At 59.8% G+C, this 16999-nt stretch carries 16 protein-coding genes; 5 read left to right on the top strand and 11 right to left on the bottom strand.

The genetic code is table 11. The annotated features are described in order from the left end of the window. The 3 genes from NMG80_RS04885 to NMG80_RS04875 form a co-directional block, all read left to right on the top strand. The coding region (locus NMG80_RS04885) for a hypothetical protein (protein ID WP_254017087.1) at positions 1-249 on the top strand (249 nt) is incomplete at its 5' end. 542 nt (positions 250-791) lie between these two features. Beyond that, positions 792-1547 carry a DUF4142 domain-containing protein gene (locus tag NMG80_RS04880; protein ID WP_254017094.1) on the top strand — a complete coding sequence of 252 codons (756 nt, stop codon included), beginning with the start codon at positions 792-794 and terminating at the stop codon, positions 1545-1547. Between the two features lie 20 nt (positions 1548-1567). After that, the gene (locus NMG80_RS04875) at positions 1568-2170 is read left to right on the top strand and encodes a hypothetical protein (RefSeq protein WP_254017086.1); all 603 of its coding nucleotides are present in this window, start codon (positions 1568-1570) and stop codon (positions 2168-2170) included. Positions 2171-2516: 346 nt separating this feature from the next. On the opposite strand, the gene NMG80_RS37740 is transcribed toward NMG80_RS04875, so the two are convergent. Then, positions 2517-3053 carry an extracellular catalytic domain type 1 short-chain-length polyhydroxyalkanoate depolymerase gene (locus NMG80_RS37740; protein WP_436798544.1) on the bottom strand — a complete coding sequence of 179 codons (537 nt, stop codon included), beginning with the start codon at positions 3051-3053 and terminating at the stop codon, positions 2517-2519. A 377-nt stretch (positions 3054-3430) separates the two neighbouring features. Here NMG80_RS37740 and NMG80_RS04865 point away from each other — a divergent pair, with 377 nt between their 5' ends. Continuing rightward, positions 3431-3892, top strand: coding sequence for a PAC2 family protein (locus tag NMG80_RS04865; protein ID WP_254017085.1), 462 nt, complete (start codon positions 3431-3433; stop codon positions 3890-3892). Here NMG80_RS04865 and NMG80_RS04860 read toward each other — a convergent pair. The 3 genes from NMG80_RS04860 to NMG80_RS04850 form a co-directional block, all read right to left on the bottom strand. Next, the gene (locus NMG80_RS04860; protein WP_254017084.1) at positions 3868-4089 is read right to left on the bottom strand and encodes a DUF768 domain-containing protein; all 222 of its coding nucleotides are present in this window, start codon (positions 4087-4089) and stop codon (positions 3868-3870) included. The two genes, NMG80_RS04865 and NMG80_RS04860, sit on opposite strands and share 25 nt — an antisense overlap. 229 nt (positions 4090-4318) lie before the next feature. Continuing rightward, positions 4319-4621: a DNA ligase-like domain-containing protein gene (locus NMG80_RS04855; RefSeq protein ID WP_254017083.1), complete on the bottom strand. Its 303-nt coding sequence runs from the start codon at positions 4619-4621 to the stop codon at positions 4319-4321. 1130 nt (positions 4622-5751) lie between these two features. Then, a complete protein-coding gene (locus tag NMG80_RS04850) occupies positions 5752-6018 on the bottom strand; it encodes a hypothetical protein (protein WP_254017082.1) in 267 nt (88 codons plus the stop codon). Between the two features lie 16 nt (positions 6019-6034). Here NMG80_RS04850 and NMG80_RS04845 point away from each other — a divergent pair, with 16 nt between their 5' ends. Next, entirely contained in the window at positions 6035-6415 is a 381-nt protein-coding gene (locus NMG80_RS04845; protein WP_254017093.1) for a DOPA 4,5-dioxygenase family protein, read from the top strand. A 289-nt stretch (positions 6416-6704) separates the two neighbouring features. Here NMG80_RS04845 and NMG80_RS04840 read toward each other — a convergent pair whose 3' ends face one another. From NMG80_RS04840 to NMG80_RS04810, 7 genes are all read right to left on the bottom strand, one after another. After that, complete coding sequence (locus NMG80_RS04840; RefSeq protein ID WP_254017081.1) at positions 6705-8216, bottom strand: HAL/PAL/TAL family ammonia-lyase; 1512 nt, start codon at positions 8214-8216, stop codon at positions 6705-6707. A gap of 142 nt (positions 8217-8358) precedes the next feature. Then, on the bottom strand, positions 8359-10026 hold the full coding sequence (locus tag NMG80_RS04835) for an ABC transporter ATP-binding protein (protein ID WP_254017080.1): 1668 nt from the start codon (positions 10024-10026) through the stop codon (positions 8359-8361). 93 nt (positions 10027-10119) lie between these two features. Further along, positions 10120-11433: a M24 family metallopeptidase gene (locus NMG80_RS04830; protein ID WP_254017092.1), complete on the bottom strand. Its 1314-nt coding sequence runs from the start codon at positions 11431-11433 to the stop codon at positions 10120-10122. 110 nt (positions 11434-11543) lie between these two features. Beyond that, positions 11544-12305: an ABC transporter permease gene (locus NMG80_RS04825; RefSeq protein WP_367185922.1), complete on the bottom strand. Its 762-nt coding sequence runs from the start codon at positions 12303-12305 to the stop codon at positions 11544-11546. Positions 12306-12421: 116 nt separating this feature from the next. Next, positions 12422-13414 carry an ABC transporter permease gene (locus NMG80_RS04820; RefSeq protein ID WP_254017078.1) on the bottom strand — a complete coding sequence of 331 codons (993 nt, stop codon included), beginning with the start codon at positions 13412-13414 and terminating at the stop codon, positions 12422-12424. Further along, positions 13411-15363 (bottom strand): CocE/NonD family hydrolase, encoded by a 1953-nt coding sequence (locus tag NMG80_RS04815; RefSeq protein ID WP_301942620.1) that lies wholly within the window; start codon positions 15361-15363, stop codon positions 13411-13413. Before NMG80_RS04815 ends, NMG80_RS04820 begins: the two co-directional genes overlap by 4 nt. Next, positions 15351-16898 (bottom strand): ABC transporter substrate-binding protein, encoded by a 1548-nt coding sequence (locus NMG80_RS04810; RefSeq protein WP_254017076.1) that lies wholly within the window; start codon positions 16896-16898, stop codon positions 15351-15353. The genes NMG80_RS04815 and NMG80_RS04810 overlap by 13 nt, the downstream gene beginning before the upstream one ends. Positions 16899-16999: the final 101 nt, after the last annotated feature.

Genomic DNA, 16999 nt, shown 5'->3' with positions numbered 1-16999 from the left:
CGTGGGGTGACCTACGCGCTTACGGCGCTGTCCCTGTGCGTGCCCTTAATCCGCTCCTCCGCCACGTCGACGTTGCAAGGCATTGACAATCACTTCGTAAACGCTTCCGGTCTCTTCGTTGATGTCGCCACTGGCGATGCCTTGTGCACCCGCGGCCTTCACGGCGCTATCAGCCAAGTCGGTTACTGCCAACACTGGATCACCGATCGCGCCCTCAGGCATATGCTAGAAATCCAGCGATATAGATAATCAGCGCCGCGCGTGCTCATGACGCTCTAATATTGCTGCGCCGATTCGGTTCCGGCACTAACATTTGATATAGGCTGGGTTCGTATATCCGCGTACACGGCCGTATGGGCAAGATCAAAAGCAATCCCGACCCCGCCTCCGAGAACCACTCGTATGAGGTTGAATTCTTCGCGCAAAAGCATGGTCTCTCACTGAAAGCTGCGAAGGTCATTCTTTATTCTAACGGGCCTTCGCGGACTATGTGTGACGCGGCGGCGAAGGCGTTCGTTGCGGCCGTTGCCGCGAAGCGCGATGAACAAGAAACACCTCGCCTCCCTGTGAATGCTCGACGTCCGGAGACAGTTCGCAGGTAGAGGCTGAGTCCCCTCGGTTCGAGCGTTCTCTTTTGCTTTGCGACTGGGCTTGGCTCATTGCCCTCGTCGCGCGGCAGAGAGTTCTGCCTACGACTCAGACGCTCAGACATATCTCTTTCGCGCCGGAACAAAGCGATCATGGGCTTGTTAGGATTCATCGCACACTCGTGCACTAACAAGGACAAATCCATGAAAACGCGACACCCATTCGCCTCGCTCGCTGCTGTCTCCCTAGTCCTCGCGATGCCCGCTTTCGCTGCGGATACCGCGCAGGACTTCGTCGACAAGGCCGCTGTCGGCGGCAAATTCGAAGTCGACTCAAGCAAGATCGCTCAGGACAAGGTGACCGACCAGAATGTCAAAGAATTCGCACAAAAGATGATCGAAGATCACAATGCAGCCAACGCCAAGCTGCAGTCCATCGCCGGCGAGCAGAAGCTGCAGCTTCCCGTCGACCTGGATGCCCCCCATAGGTCCGAGTTGCAGAAGCTTCAGCACGGCAAGGCGCCGCTCGATCAACCTTACGTCGATATGCAGCGCAGTGCGCATGCCGACGCAGTTTCCTTGTTCGAGTCATATGCGAAGGACGGCGACAACGGGCCGCTCAAGGTGTTCGCACAGGAGACGTTGCCGACACTCAAAATGCACAAGGAGATGATCGAAAAGATCGCCACAACCATCGGCACGGATTCTTCGTCAGCAGCGAACTCAACAACGCCGGCTGTCAAAATGACCGATAGTCCAAGTCCATCCGCCCCGGAACCCGGCGCGAACAGCTTCACCGAAGACCAAGCCAAGGACCGAATTGAGGATGCAGGCTACTCGAACGTATCCAAGCTTATCAAGGACGACCAGGGCATTTGGCGCGGCCAGGCGAGCAAGGATGGGAAAAACATCCCCATAGCGCTCGACTATCAGGGCAACATCGTTGTCGGCAATAACTAACAAAACCAAGGAGAGATCAAATGAAAACAGTAACAGGACTGTTCGATAACTATGACGACGCATCCAATGCGGTCGGCGAATTGGAAGCAACGGGAATCCCGCATTCGGATATCAGCATCGTCGCCAACAATTCGAGCGACTGGTATGATGATGATCGCTCGGAAGCCGCTGAAGATACCGCCGGTGGCGCCGGGATAGGAGCGGTGGTAGGCGGTACCGGCGGGTTGCTGACGGGGTTGGGCATCATGGCCATTCCTGGCGTCGGACCGGTCGTGGCGGCTGGCTGGCTTGCGGCCACCGCGGTAGGTGCACTTGCCGGAGCTGCCGTCGGCGGTGCCGCCGGCGGGATCATCGGCGCCCTTACGGATTCCGGCGTGCCGGAAAGCGATGCACATGTTTACGCAGAGGGCATCCGACGTGGCGGGACCCTGGTCACGGCCAAAGTCCCGGACGAGCTGGTGCCGAGCGTCGAGCAGATCCTCAGTCAATCCAGATCGGTCGATGTAGCCGAACGTCGCAGGGACTACGAGGCGGGTGGTTGGACGGGATTCGACGCCGATGCGGAAGACTATACCCCCGACGAGATCGAGCGCGACCGTGCCCGTGACGGCAACCGCCTTTGATGAGGAACCCCGCTGCCGAAAGGTAGCGGGGAATTCTCTCCCTCTTCATAGTCCTCATAGCTGACTTTGCGGCCGCTGGATCCCTCCTACCGCATCAAGCCACCCGCTCGCAGCGCGTCCTCGATGACTTTCGTAACATCGGCTTGCGAACCAACCGCATCGAGCGGCAGGGTCTTTCTTGCCGCGACAACGTGGTCCGCCCGCGGTTTTTCTTCCGTTTCGCCGCCGGCTGGGAGTATGGTTCCAGAAAGGGTTGCGGCATCGGCGGAGATCTTGGTCCTTGAGCCTTGCGCTCCTGTCTCCATAATGCCCCAGAAGCAAGCGATATGGCGGGTCGAGGATATTCCTACATCCAGCATGAAAGGCCGGCGCTGCCGAGGCCATTGTCGCCGGACGTCTTCAGTGGTCCGCCATGGCCCATGCCCGCGATGCTGAATTCTTCGATCAGCTCTCTCCCGCACGTGGCGCACCAGACCTGCCGCATATGCCCATCGACGGTTTCCGAGCGTTTTGGGTTAGCGTCTATGGAATGAACGCCTTGCCATTGCACCAGGATTGCATCTGCGTTGAAAGGGACAACGGTGTTGTCCGCTGTCCCGTGCCAGATCGATATTGTCGGCCACGGACCTTTGTGTGATGAGGCCGCACGCACAAGCCGTGGCAGTTCGTGTTCAGACGGGCCGCCATGGCCGCGCATACGGTCGAAGGCCTCGGGAATCGTCGTCGCACTGCCATAGACAAGGCCAGCGATGATCGCGCCGCCGGCGAACACATCCGGAAAGGCAGCGAGCATCACGGACGTCATGGCGCCTCCCGCGGAAAGCCCCGTAACAAAGATGCGCTCTCGATCGATCTTGTGCGCGACGCCCAGCGCCTCAACCATCTGGGGTATCGATAGCGCTTCCCCGCTCTCGCGTCGGATGTCCTCCTGGGACAAACCAGTTGAAACAGAGATTTGCGTTGTTGGCGCGTTGCTGCTCGAGGAACAGGACCGCGAACCCTTCCTGCTCAGCCAGTTGCGACCATCCAGATCCCCGATCGTAGCCATCTGCAGCCATGCATGACGACGACCAAAGGGGCTCCGTGCGGCAGATTTGCGGGAGCGTAGAAGCGCGCCTTCAACCCGCCGGGGATACGCATAAAGGGGTTCGGCCCGTCGTGCGACAGTCGGTTGGCCGCTTGATTGACTCACTACCCCCTCTGTCTCTGCTCTTGCCCCGAAAATCCTGCAACATTTCCTTGAGACTAGAGTTAAGTCGAATGCCGCGCTTCTTCTTCGACTTCATGGATGCCGACGATCGGAACTACGACGATCAGGGGACAGACCTGCCCGAAGTCGAAACCGCTAAGGCGGAAGCCTCAAGGGCTTTAGCTGAGATCGTAAAAGACAAGGTGCGAGACGGGATTTGCCGCGAACTTGCGGTGAAGGTTCGCTCGGATGCCGGTGAGCCGCTGCTGAAGGCGACCTTCAAGTTACAGCCCGTCATGAGCGACCAAGACGGCAACGAGGTTATTCGCAGCGCCTGGGCTGCCCTCAAACTGGTCCGCATGGCGATCGAACAGACGTGCCCCGCCGGCGTGCTGCCCAGCGAGGAAGCTGTCCTGTTGCTCCACGGCCCCGAGCCGGTCCATGAGGGCGAAGCACTAGCGAAGGCGATCATTGAAACCGTCGAGCGGCTAGAGGGCCGCGACAGGGATCAGCCAGCTGCACCCGCGTCATGATGAACGATCGCGTCCAGGATCGTCTCATAGGCGCTGCCGGTTTCTTCCTCTATCTCCGTGCTGCTGATTCCGAGAGCCTTGGCGTCTGCGAATAGTTTTTGGGTCAATTCGGCCACCGAGATCACGTCCGCCCCGACCGCCTTGGGCAAGATGTTCGTCAGCCATTGATGAAAAAAGTTTGTTCCGCGTGTGCTCATGGGCTTGATAAGTCGCACCGGATCAATTCGGTTCCATCGGCGCACGGCTATATTGGCTCTCGGCACTGAAACCAAGCAGCGACGCATGGCGTATGTGGCTGTCGTCGCCGCGCAGGTGTTTGATACGCAGCTTTACACCAGGCCCGACCCACTGCGTCGCCGGCCGCTTCTTCATGGGCCTCGGGTGGCGGTCCGGCGTGCTCCTGGACGCGCTTCCACAGCCGCTCCTTCATGTCGCGGCCCAGGGTGATGAACGCCGAACGACATATTTCCCTGTGCCGGGTTCCGCTAAAAGCGCGAATGCCGCCTTGCCCGGCTCCCGCTCAACCCCCATCAGTTCGAACTCGTCGACCGTCCAGCTCTTTATCTTCAGCCAGTTCGCCGTCGGGCCGCTGCGATCTTTGCTGTCGGCGCGCTTCGAGACGATCCCCTCGAGGCCGGCCTGGTCGGCGAGATAGAAGATCGCCTTTGGGCCTCGGGGCTCGCAAAGCAACAGGGCGGCTTCCTTGCTCGGCAACATGCTGGCGGGCAAGTCTGTTCGATCGACATGAGAACCAGTTTGAGGGCGAAGCGCTTGCGAAGGATGATTGAGAAGGTCGAAAAGCTGAGCCGGCAATAGCGCAAGCAAAGCCCGCGCTCACTTCCTCCGAGCGCGGGCCGACCGGATTGCAGCCCGATCTGCAGGGGGCTAAATCTTGGGGGGTTGGCCCACTGATCCTACACAACTGTTAGCACAAGCTTATGTTCCGCTTGACGAACACTCCCGCAAACCGAGGCGGAATTCCGGTTATTTTCCCTCCCAAAAATCCTGTAGTGACGCGTGGCGGAGGTCCTCCTCGCCGCGCGAGTGCCTCACGCGAGCTTTGATCCCCGGCTTGACCCATTGCGTTGCCCGCCGCCTCTTCATGTCCTTCGGCGCCTCGCCAGCGTGTTCCTGCACACGTTTCCAAAGCCGTCTCCCGCATCTCGCGATTGACGCTGACGAAGGCACTGCCGACATATTTCCGGGTGCCTGGATCGGGCCATCAGAGCAAACGCCGGCTTGCCCCGCTCGCGTTCTACTCCGAGAAGCTCGAACTCGCTTTCGGTGAAGGACTTGGTTTTCAGCCAACTGGTGGTCGGGCCGCTGCGATATTTGCTGTCTCCACGTTTCGATACCATCCCCTCCAGGCGGCCGCGTCGATCAAATGATAGATCGCATTTGCCTCGCCTGCACTGAAACCCAGTGTTAACGTCGTTCGCGGGTGAGAAGATGCGGCCGCAGCTTGACAGTGTAGGGTACAGCTCGCTGCCAGGCACGGAGGCGGAAATGAAATTGCTTGGGATTGCGATCTTGTGCACAGGCATGATCAGCGTAGCAATGCCGGCCGTTCGCGCCGAGGATCAGCTTGTTCCGCCTAACCACGTAGAAGCGCCAGAGCCGGCAGTTCATTGCGAGGGGCAAAACTGCCTTCCACCAGCCGAAGACCCTGTCGAGGAATGCAAGGGGCAAGGTTGCACGCCGGCTCCGCCGGTTGACCCAGGTCCGCAGATTGAACACGTCGACTGAACAGCATCAGCCGAACACTCGACTACGAAGGTGATCGCAGATCCGTGGAGAAGGTTGGATTTCGGGTCCACTCCCTCTACCACCTTCAAAGTCGAAACAATTCTCCGGTTCGCTCATGGCTTCCCGAAAGCCCATCGTGTGCGGTATGTGCGGCCGAAGGCGAGGCGGACGAACTGCACCAGGGCCTCCGGGGTGATTTCCGCCCCATTCGAGTCTCTGGCCTCGGCTCGCTCAACGTCGGCGCGCGCGGCATCTCGGATTCGCTTCAGCTCGGCAATCCTCCCCTTCAGGTTCGGGTCATCCAGTTCAGCCAGCCCGTTTTCGATCGCCGCGTAGAGAGGGGTCAGCTTCGACTCGGCATCGCCAGCTTGGCGCCTCAACGCCTCGCTCGCGGAGATTGCCAGCTATCATGCCCATATCTACTACGACGGGCAAACTGAGCGGCAACAGGCCGAATGGCTGCGTCTTCGCATCGGAGAGCGTTTCCGCGTACGCTTGGGCAATTGGCACGAGCAGAAAGTCGGCCCGCACGACCAGGCAATGTACCAGGTCTCATTTGCGAACGAGATTTTCGCTTCACTCGTCCCGTGGCTGATGCTGAACCATAGGGGGCTCAACATACTCATCCACCCGAATACGACTAACCCCCGGCGCGACCATCTCGTCGATCCGATCTGGATAGGCCAGCCGCTGGCAGTGAATGGCGATATCCTTATGGACGATCATGAGGCGGAAGAGGCGCTGCCGCCCAACACCAACCCGTCCCTACCGGCATAGCAGCTCTTGGCGACGAGAATTCGGCGGTGACGGCACCGGCGTTCTCCTCAGGTCTCGATCCGATGGATGACGTGGATGCAACAAGCTGTTGTACAAGTCCGCTATCTGAAGAAAATGTCGCCGTGACAAGCAGCGATCTCGCCGCCCTAGGATCTTGGTCAGAAGGGCGTTTAAGATTGCATCCAAACCGTGCAGGGGTTGCTAAGCCCTCGCCGCGCGTCAGACATCACTGGGCTCGGTGGGGTGCTGTGCGACTTCGGGTTGATAAGAGGCAAGCAGACGCGAAGGTTCACGGGCTCGACAGGGCCTGCGGACGTTGCGACACGTCGACTGTGCGGATGAAGTTGCGCAGTGCTTCCACATCCCAGGAGAGCGGGCGGTCGTCGGAGTAGTGAGCGATACAGTCTCGAACCATGCGGTAGATCGCATCAGTACCGGGTGCACGTGCACCTCTTTCGGCTAGAAAATCATGTGCTTGCGCGGCTGCCATGAGTTCGATCGCCAAGATGTATTCCGCGTTGTCTATAACAGCCAAAAGCTTGTTGGCTGCGACGGTTGGATGAGCAAGAAAGTCCTCTTGCAAGCCGGATGTGACACCCCCATCCGTCGCTGCTGGGGCGGCCAGGCGGCGATTGACGTTACTTAAGGAAGCGGCGGTGTATTGGGCGATCATAAAGCCTGAATTGCATCCGTCCTCATTGGCAAGAAAGGCCGGTAAATTGCTGACAAGTGGGTTGACGAGACGGTCGATCCGACGTTCGCTCATTCCAGCCACCTGCGCCAAGGCGATCGTTAGACCGTCAGCGGCCTGCCCCAGCGCGGGCGCAACAGCATGCGCTTCGGAAACGACCAGAGGATCGCGCAACGACCCGGATACCGCGGGATTGTCAGTGACCGAAGCCAATTCACGGTCGACCAATTGTGCGGATCGATCCCACACTTCACGCGCGGCACCGTGAACATGTGGCACGGCTCGAAGACTCAGCGCGTCTTGAGTGCGGCTGCCGCTAGCCGCCGCGATAAGCCCGCTGCCGTTGAGCCAGCCACGCAGCGATCTGCCCACGGCTTGAATGCCGGGTGAAGGCCTCATGGCCAGGGTCTGTTCGCCAAACGCCGCCACCTGCGCGCCTGCGGCCTCTAGCGTTAACGCCGCTACGGCGTCAGCCCATTCCAACAGACGCTTCGCGCGCAGCAGCGCGATGCTCGACAGGCCGGTGGCGCACGCAGTGCCATTGACAAGGCTCAGACCTTCTTTCGCGCCAAGTACCAACGGCTCCAGACCTATTTCAAGTAGAGCCTCGCGCCCGCTCATGGAGCGACCTGCAACACTTGCGTTGCCTTCGCCGATCAACACCAACGCGACATGCGCGTTGTGCGTCAGATATCCAGCGGATCCACGAGACGGTACGTCCGGAATGCAATCGCGCTCGAGAAAGGCGAGCAGGTTGCGGACGATCCTTGGGCTCACACCCGAATGGCCATGCGCGAAATTTGCCACTTGTGCAGCAATGATGGCACGCACGCCGCGTGCTGGCACCAGGTCACCTACGCCGCAAGCGTGGCTGAGAATGATGTTCCGCGACAGTCTTTTTTGCAGGGCAGGCGCCACAACCTTGCTTGCCAACGCACCGACCCCGGTATTCACGCCATAGGCGCGGATGCCTTTCTCGACGATGGCTGCTACGATCTGGTTTGCATAGGCGATCCGCTCCCACGCGGTCGCAGCAAGCGCCAGAGATTCGCCTTCGCTCACCTGCGCGATGTCGCGCCAGCTAGCGGCATTATCAATCACTATTGTCATTGCACATTTCCGAGAATAGCTTGCGGATCGGGTTCAGAGAAGACAACATCATCCCTCTACCGGCCTGTGTGAGCGTGATGCGTAGCGCTTGGTCCGCCGATGTCAGACCGGACGCGCAGGGTTGCCACCAGCGTAAGCACTTTCAATGTTGGTCGCGTGTACTTTGCATTGCTCGCCCCTCGATAACTCGCTCCAGCCAGCCAATCTCTTTCTTCGGCACGGAGTCGAGCAGACGTTCGGTGTAGTCGTCGAATGGTGGCGTGAGAACCTTGCTTTTCGGACCGTACCGCACAACTTCACCGCGATACATAATGGCCACGGAATCCGCGATCGACCTCACGGTGGCAATATCGTGGGTGATAAAGAGATAGGCCATCTGTTGCTGCTGCTGGAGATCAAGAAGCAGCTTCAGGATGCCGTTTGCCACTAGCGGATCGAGCGCGGAAGTCACCTCGTCACAGATGATCAGCTTCGGCTTCGCCGCCAGCGCGCGAGCGATGCAGACCCGCTGCCGTTGGCCTCCTGACAGTTCCGACGGGTAGCGATCAACAAAGCCCTTGCCCATTTCGATCTGATCAAGCAACTCGGCAACCCGTCGCTGGTTTTCGGTTCCCCCGGTGCCGAAGTAAAAGCTCAGTGGCCGGCCGATTATATCGCCAACCGTCTGGCGCGGATTCATGGCAACGTCGGCGATCTGATGGATCATCTGAAGCTGTCGCAAATCGTCCTTGCTTCGATTCGCCAGTCGTCCGGCAAGCATCCGTCCGTCGAACGTGATCGCGCCCCGTGCAGGCGGCAGGAGCCCTGTGATGACACGCCCCAGAGTTGACTTGCCCGAGCCCGATTCGCCGGCCACGGCCAGGGTCTGGCCCGCATAAAGGTCCATCGATACGTTCTTGAGCACCTTTGTCCGTCCATCACCGTATCCAGCATCGATGCCCTTGAGGGACAAGATCGGAACGCCATCCGGCGCCTGCTCGTCATGGTGGATTTCACCACCCAAGACCAACGCCTTTGTATAATTCTGGCGCGGCTCGTTGATGATCTCGCGTGTTGCGCCAAACTCCACCAGTCGCCCGTGTCGCAGCACCATGATGTCGTCCGCCATCTGCGCTACAACTGCGAGGTCGTGCGAAATGTAAAGGGCTGCAACGCCAGTGCCGCGGATGGCTTCCTTGATGGCGGCGAGCACCTCTATCTGCGTGGTTACGTCGAGTGCGGTTGTCGGTTCGTCGAACACGATCAGATCCGGTTCCGAGCATAACGCCATAGCCGTCATGATACGCTGGAGTTGTCCCCCAGAAACCTGGTGAGGATACTGTTGTGCGATGGTCTCGGGATTGGGGAGGCCAAGCTTCCGAAAGAGTGCCACCGCGCGCCTTTCGGCATCCGCCCTGTGGGTCACACCGTGCATCAGCGAGGACTCGACGACCTGGTTGATAAGCTTGTGTGCCGGATTGAAGGCCGCGGCCGCCGACTGGGCGACATAGCAGACTTCCTTTCCGCGTAGCGCTCGCACGGCGTGCGGTCCGCCTTTGAGTATGTCGCGACCCTTGAAGCAAACTTGGCCGCCGGTGATTTTCAACCCGCCGCGGACATATGCCATCGATGTCAGTCCGATCGTTGACTTGCCGGCTCCCGATTCGCCAATCAAGCCAAGCACCTTGCCCTTTCGGAGCTGGAGGGAAACGCCATCAACGACCGTAATGGTTTGGCTCGACTCCCCCGGTGGATAGATGTTTGCTTCTATCCTGAGGTCGCGGATGTCGAGCAGTTGCTCACCCGACATCGTCTCCGCAGCGTCAGTCATTTGCACATACCCCTGTTGAGCCACGTAAATGGTCGCGCAGCTCCGCTTGCCAGAGTATTCTACCGCTCCTGGCGCGTTGCAGATCCTCACGAGTCAGCTTGTCGCCGAAAGTCTCGGGTCGAGTGGATAGGAGGACAGTTGCTCATGGCCATCCGCTGTGACGAGCACTTGATCCTCAATCTTCACCCCCTCGCGCCCGCCAAGACGGCCGATGTAGCTCTCGACACAGACCACCATACCGGGCTCCAGGACCCCGTCAGGCGTGTCGGAGGTCCAGTCCTGGGCATGCGGCAACGTAGGGTATTCGTCGGCCAGGCCGACGCCGTGGTAGAGCACTCCATACCGTGTGGGGAAGCAATCGGCAGGCGCAACGGCAGACCGGTCCACCAGCTCACGAAAGCCTATGCCTGGTCGGATCAGGGCCGTATTGTGCGCTATCTGCTCGGCGGCGATCCGAAACAGGTCGCGCTGCTCGTCGGTAGGCTCGACGTCACCGCAAAGCCAAGTGCGGGATAGGTCTGCGCAAAAGCCGTAGGGACCGATCAAGTCAGTGTCGAAGGCTACAAGATCGCCCTCTTCGATAACACGCGACGAACACTCTTGGAACCAGGGGTTGGTGCGCGGCCCCGAGGCGAGCAGGCGTGTCTCGATCCATTCCCCACCACGGGCGATGTTGCCGCGGTGAAGCTCTGCCCAGAGCTCATTTTCCGAGATTCCCGGCCGCAGGCACGCTTCCATCTCGCCCATCGCCGATTCGCAGGCGACGATCGCGCGTCGCATGCACAGGATTTCGTCCGCCGACTTGATGAGGCGAGCGCTTTCCATGACCGCCTCGCCGCTATGCACGCTGATGCCGAGCTGCTGCAGAGCGTCCACCCCTTCCGCGCTGAGGTGATCGACAGCCAGCCGGCTGTTTGAGCCGCCGTGCTCGCGCAGCAGGTCCGCAATGCCACCGGCCCAGCGCCTGACGCGGAGTTCGGTCAACTCGCCGCCATAGAGATACATCCAGGAAATCGCTGGACGCACCTCGCTTACCGTTCCGGCATGATCTGAAAGGTGCTCGCATGCGAAATAGTCGAAGAGGATGACCGGCCCTTCAGTCGCGACAAAGCAGTGGCGGGTGGGGTTGTGAGCGACCCACAGTTGCATGTTGGTGGAGTCGGTGGCGTAGCGAATATTAACTGGATCATAGAGAAGCGCGCCGGCATAGTTACGCTTTTTCAGTTCACTCCTGATGCGTTCCAGACGGTAGCGCCGCATGGCGGTGAGGTCGGGCGCTGCTATTCCGGCGGAGGCCCACTCGGCTTCCGTGACGGGGCCATAGCCGATGGCATGCTGGTTCAAGGATGCCGCCTTCTGCCGCGACCTTTCCCGCAGCAGGCCTTCCTCGGAAGGATCGTACGGCATGATCTTGCGATGCCGGCCAAACAGCCCCTCGACTGACCCAGTTGTTTCCAATGTAGCTTTCACAACTTGCGTTCCATAACAGTGCGTTTCTTCCTTGATCGTCTTCTGTATCAATCAGCTTCACGCAGGCCGCTGGTCACGTGGAGGATCCAATCCACCACGAGATTGACCGCCACCGTCAGCAGGCCGATGGCTGCGGCCGGAATCAGCGGCGTGAAGTCGGCGTAGGAGATCAAGACGGCGCTGTCCCGGACCATCGAACCCCAGTCGGCAGTGGGCGGCTGAATGCCCAGGCCAAGGAAGGCGAGCGCCGAAATGCTGAGGAAGACAAAGCAGAAGCGGAGCCCGAATTCTGCGACCAGAAGGGGCAGGACGTTGGGCAGCACCTCGCGCGACATGATCCAACTCAATCCTTCGCCCCGCAGCCGCGCCACCTCCACGAAATCGGTCGCCAGGACATTGACCGAAAGCGAACGCGTCAGTCGGAAGATCCGGGTTATGTCGACTGCGGCGATGGCAACGATCAGGCTCGGGATCGACGAACCCGCGATCGACAGCACAATCAGGGCGAAGATCAACGGCGGTATCGCCATCAACGCGTCAGTCAGGCTTAGCAGCAGCTTGTCAGCCCACCCTCCCCTGATTGCCGCGAACATGCCCAAAACTCCTCCGACACCAAAGGACAGGCAGACGGTGACCAACGAGATGCCCAATGTATTGCGCGCACCAAACAGCAGCCGGGAAAATGTGTCCCGGCCCAGTTGGTCGGTACCCAGAAGGAATTCGCGGCTCCAAGGCGAGAAGGGAATTTTGGAGACCACCTCTGCTTCACCATACGGTGCCACCAGCGGTCCGAAAATGACGGCCAGCAAATAGAGCGCGATAATGACCAGCCCGAACAGCGCGCTTGCGGGCGCCGACGCGAGCAGGCGCGAGGCCTTCCAGATCCATGTGGATTTCTTCGTCTCTGAAACTGCAGCAGGAGCCGTCATTTGGGGTGAACGAGCCTTGGGTTTGTGGCGATGGCGATCAGGTCGGCCAGCAGGTTCAGAACGACGAAGGTGACGGCGAAGATGAGCGTGCAGGCCTGGATCACAGGCACATCGCGCAGGCGGATGGCGTCCACCATGGTCTGGCCGATTCCCGGATAGACGAACACGACCTCCACCACCACTACGCCAACGACCAGATAGGCGAGATTGAACGCAACGACGTTGGCAATTGGAGCCCAAGCATTGGGCAACACGTGGCCGACGACAATCCTCCACTCCGGAAGCCCCTTGAGCCGGGCACATTCGACATAGGAACTGTTGAGCAAGCTGATAATCGCGGCACGGGTCATGCGCATCATGTGAGCGAGGATCACAAGCGTCAGGGTCAGCACCGGCAGGGCGATACGCGCCAATTTCTCCACAATCGGCATGTCCGCGCTCATGCTCGCCATCGAGCTGAAAAGCGGAAACTTCACCGCCAGAAGCAGCATTAGCACGTAGGCGACGAAGAACTCGGGGAACGAGATGGCGGTCAGCGTCGCGGCATTGAGCAGTCGGTCCAGAAAGCTGTTCCTGGCGAGCGCCGTGAGCACGCCGAGGACTAGCGCAAGCGGAACCGCCAGCAACGCGGTGACACCGGCAAGCAGCAGCGTATTCTTCAGTCTTGGAAGGATGATGTCGATGACGAGACGCCGCTGCGTACCGCCCGCCGAGAAGGAGGACCCGAAATCGCCCTGTGCCGCGTGGCCGATCCAACGCAAATACCGTTCGGGCGCTGGCCGGTCCAGCCCCAGTTCCTTCTGCAGCGCAGCCACCGTCTCGGGTGTGGCCGAGTGACCGAGAGCGGCTTTGGCATAGTCCCCCGGTAGAAAGGCAATCGCCGAGAATATGAGGATAGAGACGATAAAAAGCGTGTAGATCCCTAGCAAAAAGCGGTTGGCTATCGTCGCTCCCAGCGTTCCGCCGATTATGTCGGAGAATTTGCTCATTGCGGTTCAGCCTCCTGCATAACGCGTCGCCGTTGCACGTTCCCTTGCCCCTCTGGGACGATCACCTCATCGGGCCATTGCTTGCGGAATATTTCTGATCCGCTGACGAACGCGCGGATGTCGCCCCTGAGCTGAAGACCGGCGGTACCCGAAGTCAGGGAAAAAGATCCCTGCAGGCCAATCGCCCAGCCGTCTCTTTCCAGTCGAAAATCGTGCCCAACGGTGGATGTGCTCGCGCTCCGATGGCTGAGCCGGAATTCCTTCGTCACCCTATGTTCGATCTCGGTTACGATGTCGGGAAGGAAGGCGCGCGTGTATTCGCCGAATATGCCGGCATGCGATGATATTTGTACCATGCGCTCGCCCGTCCCGGGAGATTCGTGCGACACGATCTTTGTTTGCGGAGGCGAGAGCACGACGATATCTGCCGGCAGCCGGTCCGACACGGAGGCGAATGGCTCAAAATGCGCCATCTGATCCCCGCCGATGGACAGGGTGAGCCGCACGTCCGAAAGATCTTGCCCACGGAACGTCTCTCCGGGTACCGGGGCGATTGCCGGCCACAGCCCGTCGGATACCACGACACACAGGCGGCTGCCTGCTTGTAGCCGCCACGCGACTGTGTGGAAGCTGATACGACGTTCGGTGACGCCCGGCGCTGTCGGGCCACTAGGTCTCGAGGATCCCCTTGCTATTTCGGTCGCATTTCTGCCCGGTACTACTTCATAAAGCCGCGCCACGAGTTGGCCCGCCGCAGCGTCCTGATCGCAGCGCAATGCCAATTCCGGAATCCCGAAGAGGTTCATCGCTTTCGCCGCCGGCGCCGCCCAGAACTGGACGTAGTTGTCGGCCGAGCTAAGCTCGCCACATGCCGATTCCGGTAAAACGACCCAGTCTGTGTCCAGCAACGGCTTCAGCGCGGCCACGCCAGCCGGCCTGTCGGCCGTCAGGCTAAGGGTCTCGCGTATCGTCCCCGCAGGTGGCGTCACCCAGTATCCTTGACCGGCGGAACCGCTCATCCACACGGCTGTTCTCGCCTCGCGTTCAACGCCGGTATCGATTCCCTTCAGCCAGCGGTCCCACCAGCGGACGGCTTCCGCTAGAAAGTCGATGGGCCGGTAAGCAGCCTCGTGCGGATAACAATGGTCCCACGGACCCATGGTAAGCTTCACGAAGGTGGTGCAGTTTTCCAAAAGACGAAACCCTGCGTCCCGGTAGCGATCCGCGGTACCGGCGAATACATAAATGGGGCAATCGATCAGACCATAGTCTGGCGCGACCGACCCCTGCCGCCAATAGGGATCGAAGCGATCATGACGCATCCATTGGCTGGCCCAGAGTGGCTGGGCGGCCAGCCTGCTCCGCCATGTCGACAACCACGTTTCTCCAACGACGTCTGGATTGGGCGGCAGGGCCGAGTATAGCTGCATGAACGATGCCCAGACCAGATTGGACGCCAGCAGGCAGCCATCGTTATAGTGAATGCATTCCCTATAGCGGTCATCCGATCCCATGACCGGAATTATCGCCTTCAACCGAGGCGGCCGCCGCTGCGCCACCAGAAGGGCGCTGAATGCGCCCCAGGAGTGGCCTAGGACGCCGACGCCTCCCGAGCACCACGGCTGCCGGCCAATATAGTCGATCGCCTCCTCAAGATCGTCGATCTCACGATCGCAGTACTCATCTGTGAGCAGGCCATCCGAATCGCCCGTGCCAGAAATCTCCAATCGAATGGAGACATAACCGCGCTGCGCGAAGTAGCGGTGGACAACGCCGTCTCTGGCGCGTGTGATGTCATGACGGCGGTACGGATTATACTCCACCACAGCGGGGCAAGGCCCGCCGACTTCGGGCATGAACATCCTAGCGGCAAGTCTCCTGCCGTCGCGTAGTGGTATCCAGGCATGCTCGACGAGCCGAATAGCGTTCAACGCAATCAAGAGAACCACCAACGCTCGGCGAACTTATACCCGTCAAGACGCCAGTTGGCCGCCAAAGGGCCGTGTTCGACATTGTCGCGCAGACCCATGACGTAGCTATTGTAGGTCAGCACAACCGCCCCGCCATCGTCGCGCACGAGACGCTGCATCTCCGCATACATCTCGCGCCGCAGGTTGTCGTTCTGCTCGCCCCGGGCGTGGACAAGCAACTGATTGAACCGCTCGTTCTTCCAAAAGGTATCGTTCCAGGCAGCGCCTTGGGCATAGGCGTTGGTGAAAATCCAATCTTCGCTTGCAGGACCGACCCAACTTGCCGCGCACCAAGGGCGCTGCATCCACACGTTCGACCAGTAGCCGTCATCGACCTCCCGGATCACGTTGACTTCGATGCCCGCGGCGCGGGCAGCGTCCTGCACCAACGAACCGGTCTCGACGGCCCCCGGGAACGGGCTGCCGGCGACGCTGAGATCAACCTGGAGAGACGATAGTCCTGCCTGCTTGAGATACCACTTCGCCTTCTCGGGATCGTATTTCCTCAACTCCAAGCTGGAATCAAAGTAGCGATATGCTCGCGAAATGGGATTGTCGTTGCCCGGCTTTGCGTAACCGAACATGATCTTGTCGACGATCGCGTCGCGATCGATCGCGTGCTTGATCGCCATGCGAACGTTGACATCGTTGAACGGAGCGATGTCCGTGCGCATGGGCAACGTGTTGTGCTCGGTGCCCACCGTCTCCACGATCTTGATTGCGGGAACTTGCTTCAGCCGGGACGCGATCTGCAACGGAATCTGATCGATACCATCGACTTCACCAGTAAGGAGGGCGTTGTTTCGCGCGGCATCGTCAATGACGGCACGCAGTTCGACCTCGTCGAAAAAGGCGCGATCGGACTTGAAGTAGTTCGAATTGCGTGAAAACGAGGCGCCAACACCCGGATCGAGTTTCTGGAGCACGTAAGGACCGGTGCCGATCCCGGCAAGCGGGTCGATCTTGCCATCAGTCGAAGGCAAGATGACAAAGTGATAGTCGCTGATCGTCGAGGGGAAATCCACGTTTGGCGCCTTGAGTCGCACGCGGATTCTATCGGAGCCATCCGCCCTCAGCTCTTCCACTGCATCAAGGAACGGCTTGGCGGCCGACTTAGAATTTTCGCCGCGATGGTAGTTGAGGGACGCGATGACGTCGGCGGCGGTCATCGTCTTGCCGTTGTGGAACTCCACGCCTTTTCTAAGCCGGAAGGTCCATTCCGCCGGGGACTTTTCCGAAGACCACTCGTCGGAGAGCTCGGGGACAACGTTACCGCTACTGTCTGTCTCAGTCAGGTGGTTGAAGGCGGTGTAGGCGATCGGAATGGTGAACGCGCTATCCATCACCGCCGGATCGACGGTATCGGACGTTGCTCCGGCCGCGAGAGCCACGCGCAACCGCCCTCCTTTTTTCGGAGTCTGTGCCACGGACGGGTTGGTCGAAGCCATGATCATGCTGGCTGCAACACCCACCAACGCCTCTCGTCTGTTCAATGCGAATTTGTGAGTTTTCATGTTCGCCTCTCCCATTTTGAAAAGCATTATCATTTTTGCTGAACGGTACAACAAAAAAATGTATGGTAGGCTAACGGCGAGTGCTGCTCAATGGAAACGGC

Source organism: Mesorhizobium escarrei, assembly GCF_935825525.1.
Lineage (GTDB): Bacteria > Pseudomonadota > Alphaproteobacteria > Rhizobiales > Rhizobiaceae > Mesorhizobium > Mesorhizobium escarrei.
The sequence above is the reverse complement of the archived record's forward strand: the minus strand, read 5'-3'. Positions and strand labels throughout refer to the sequence as shown.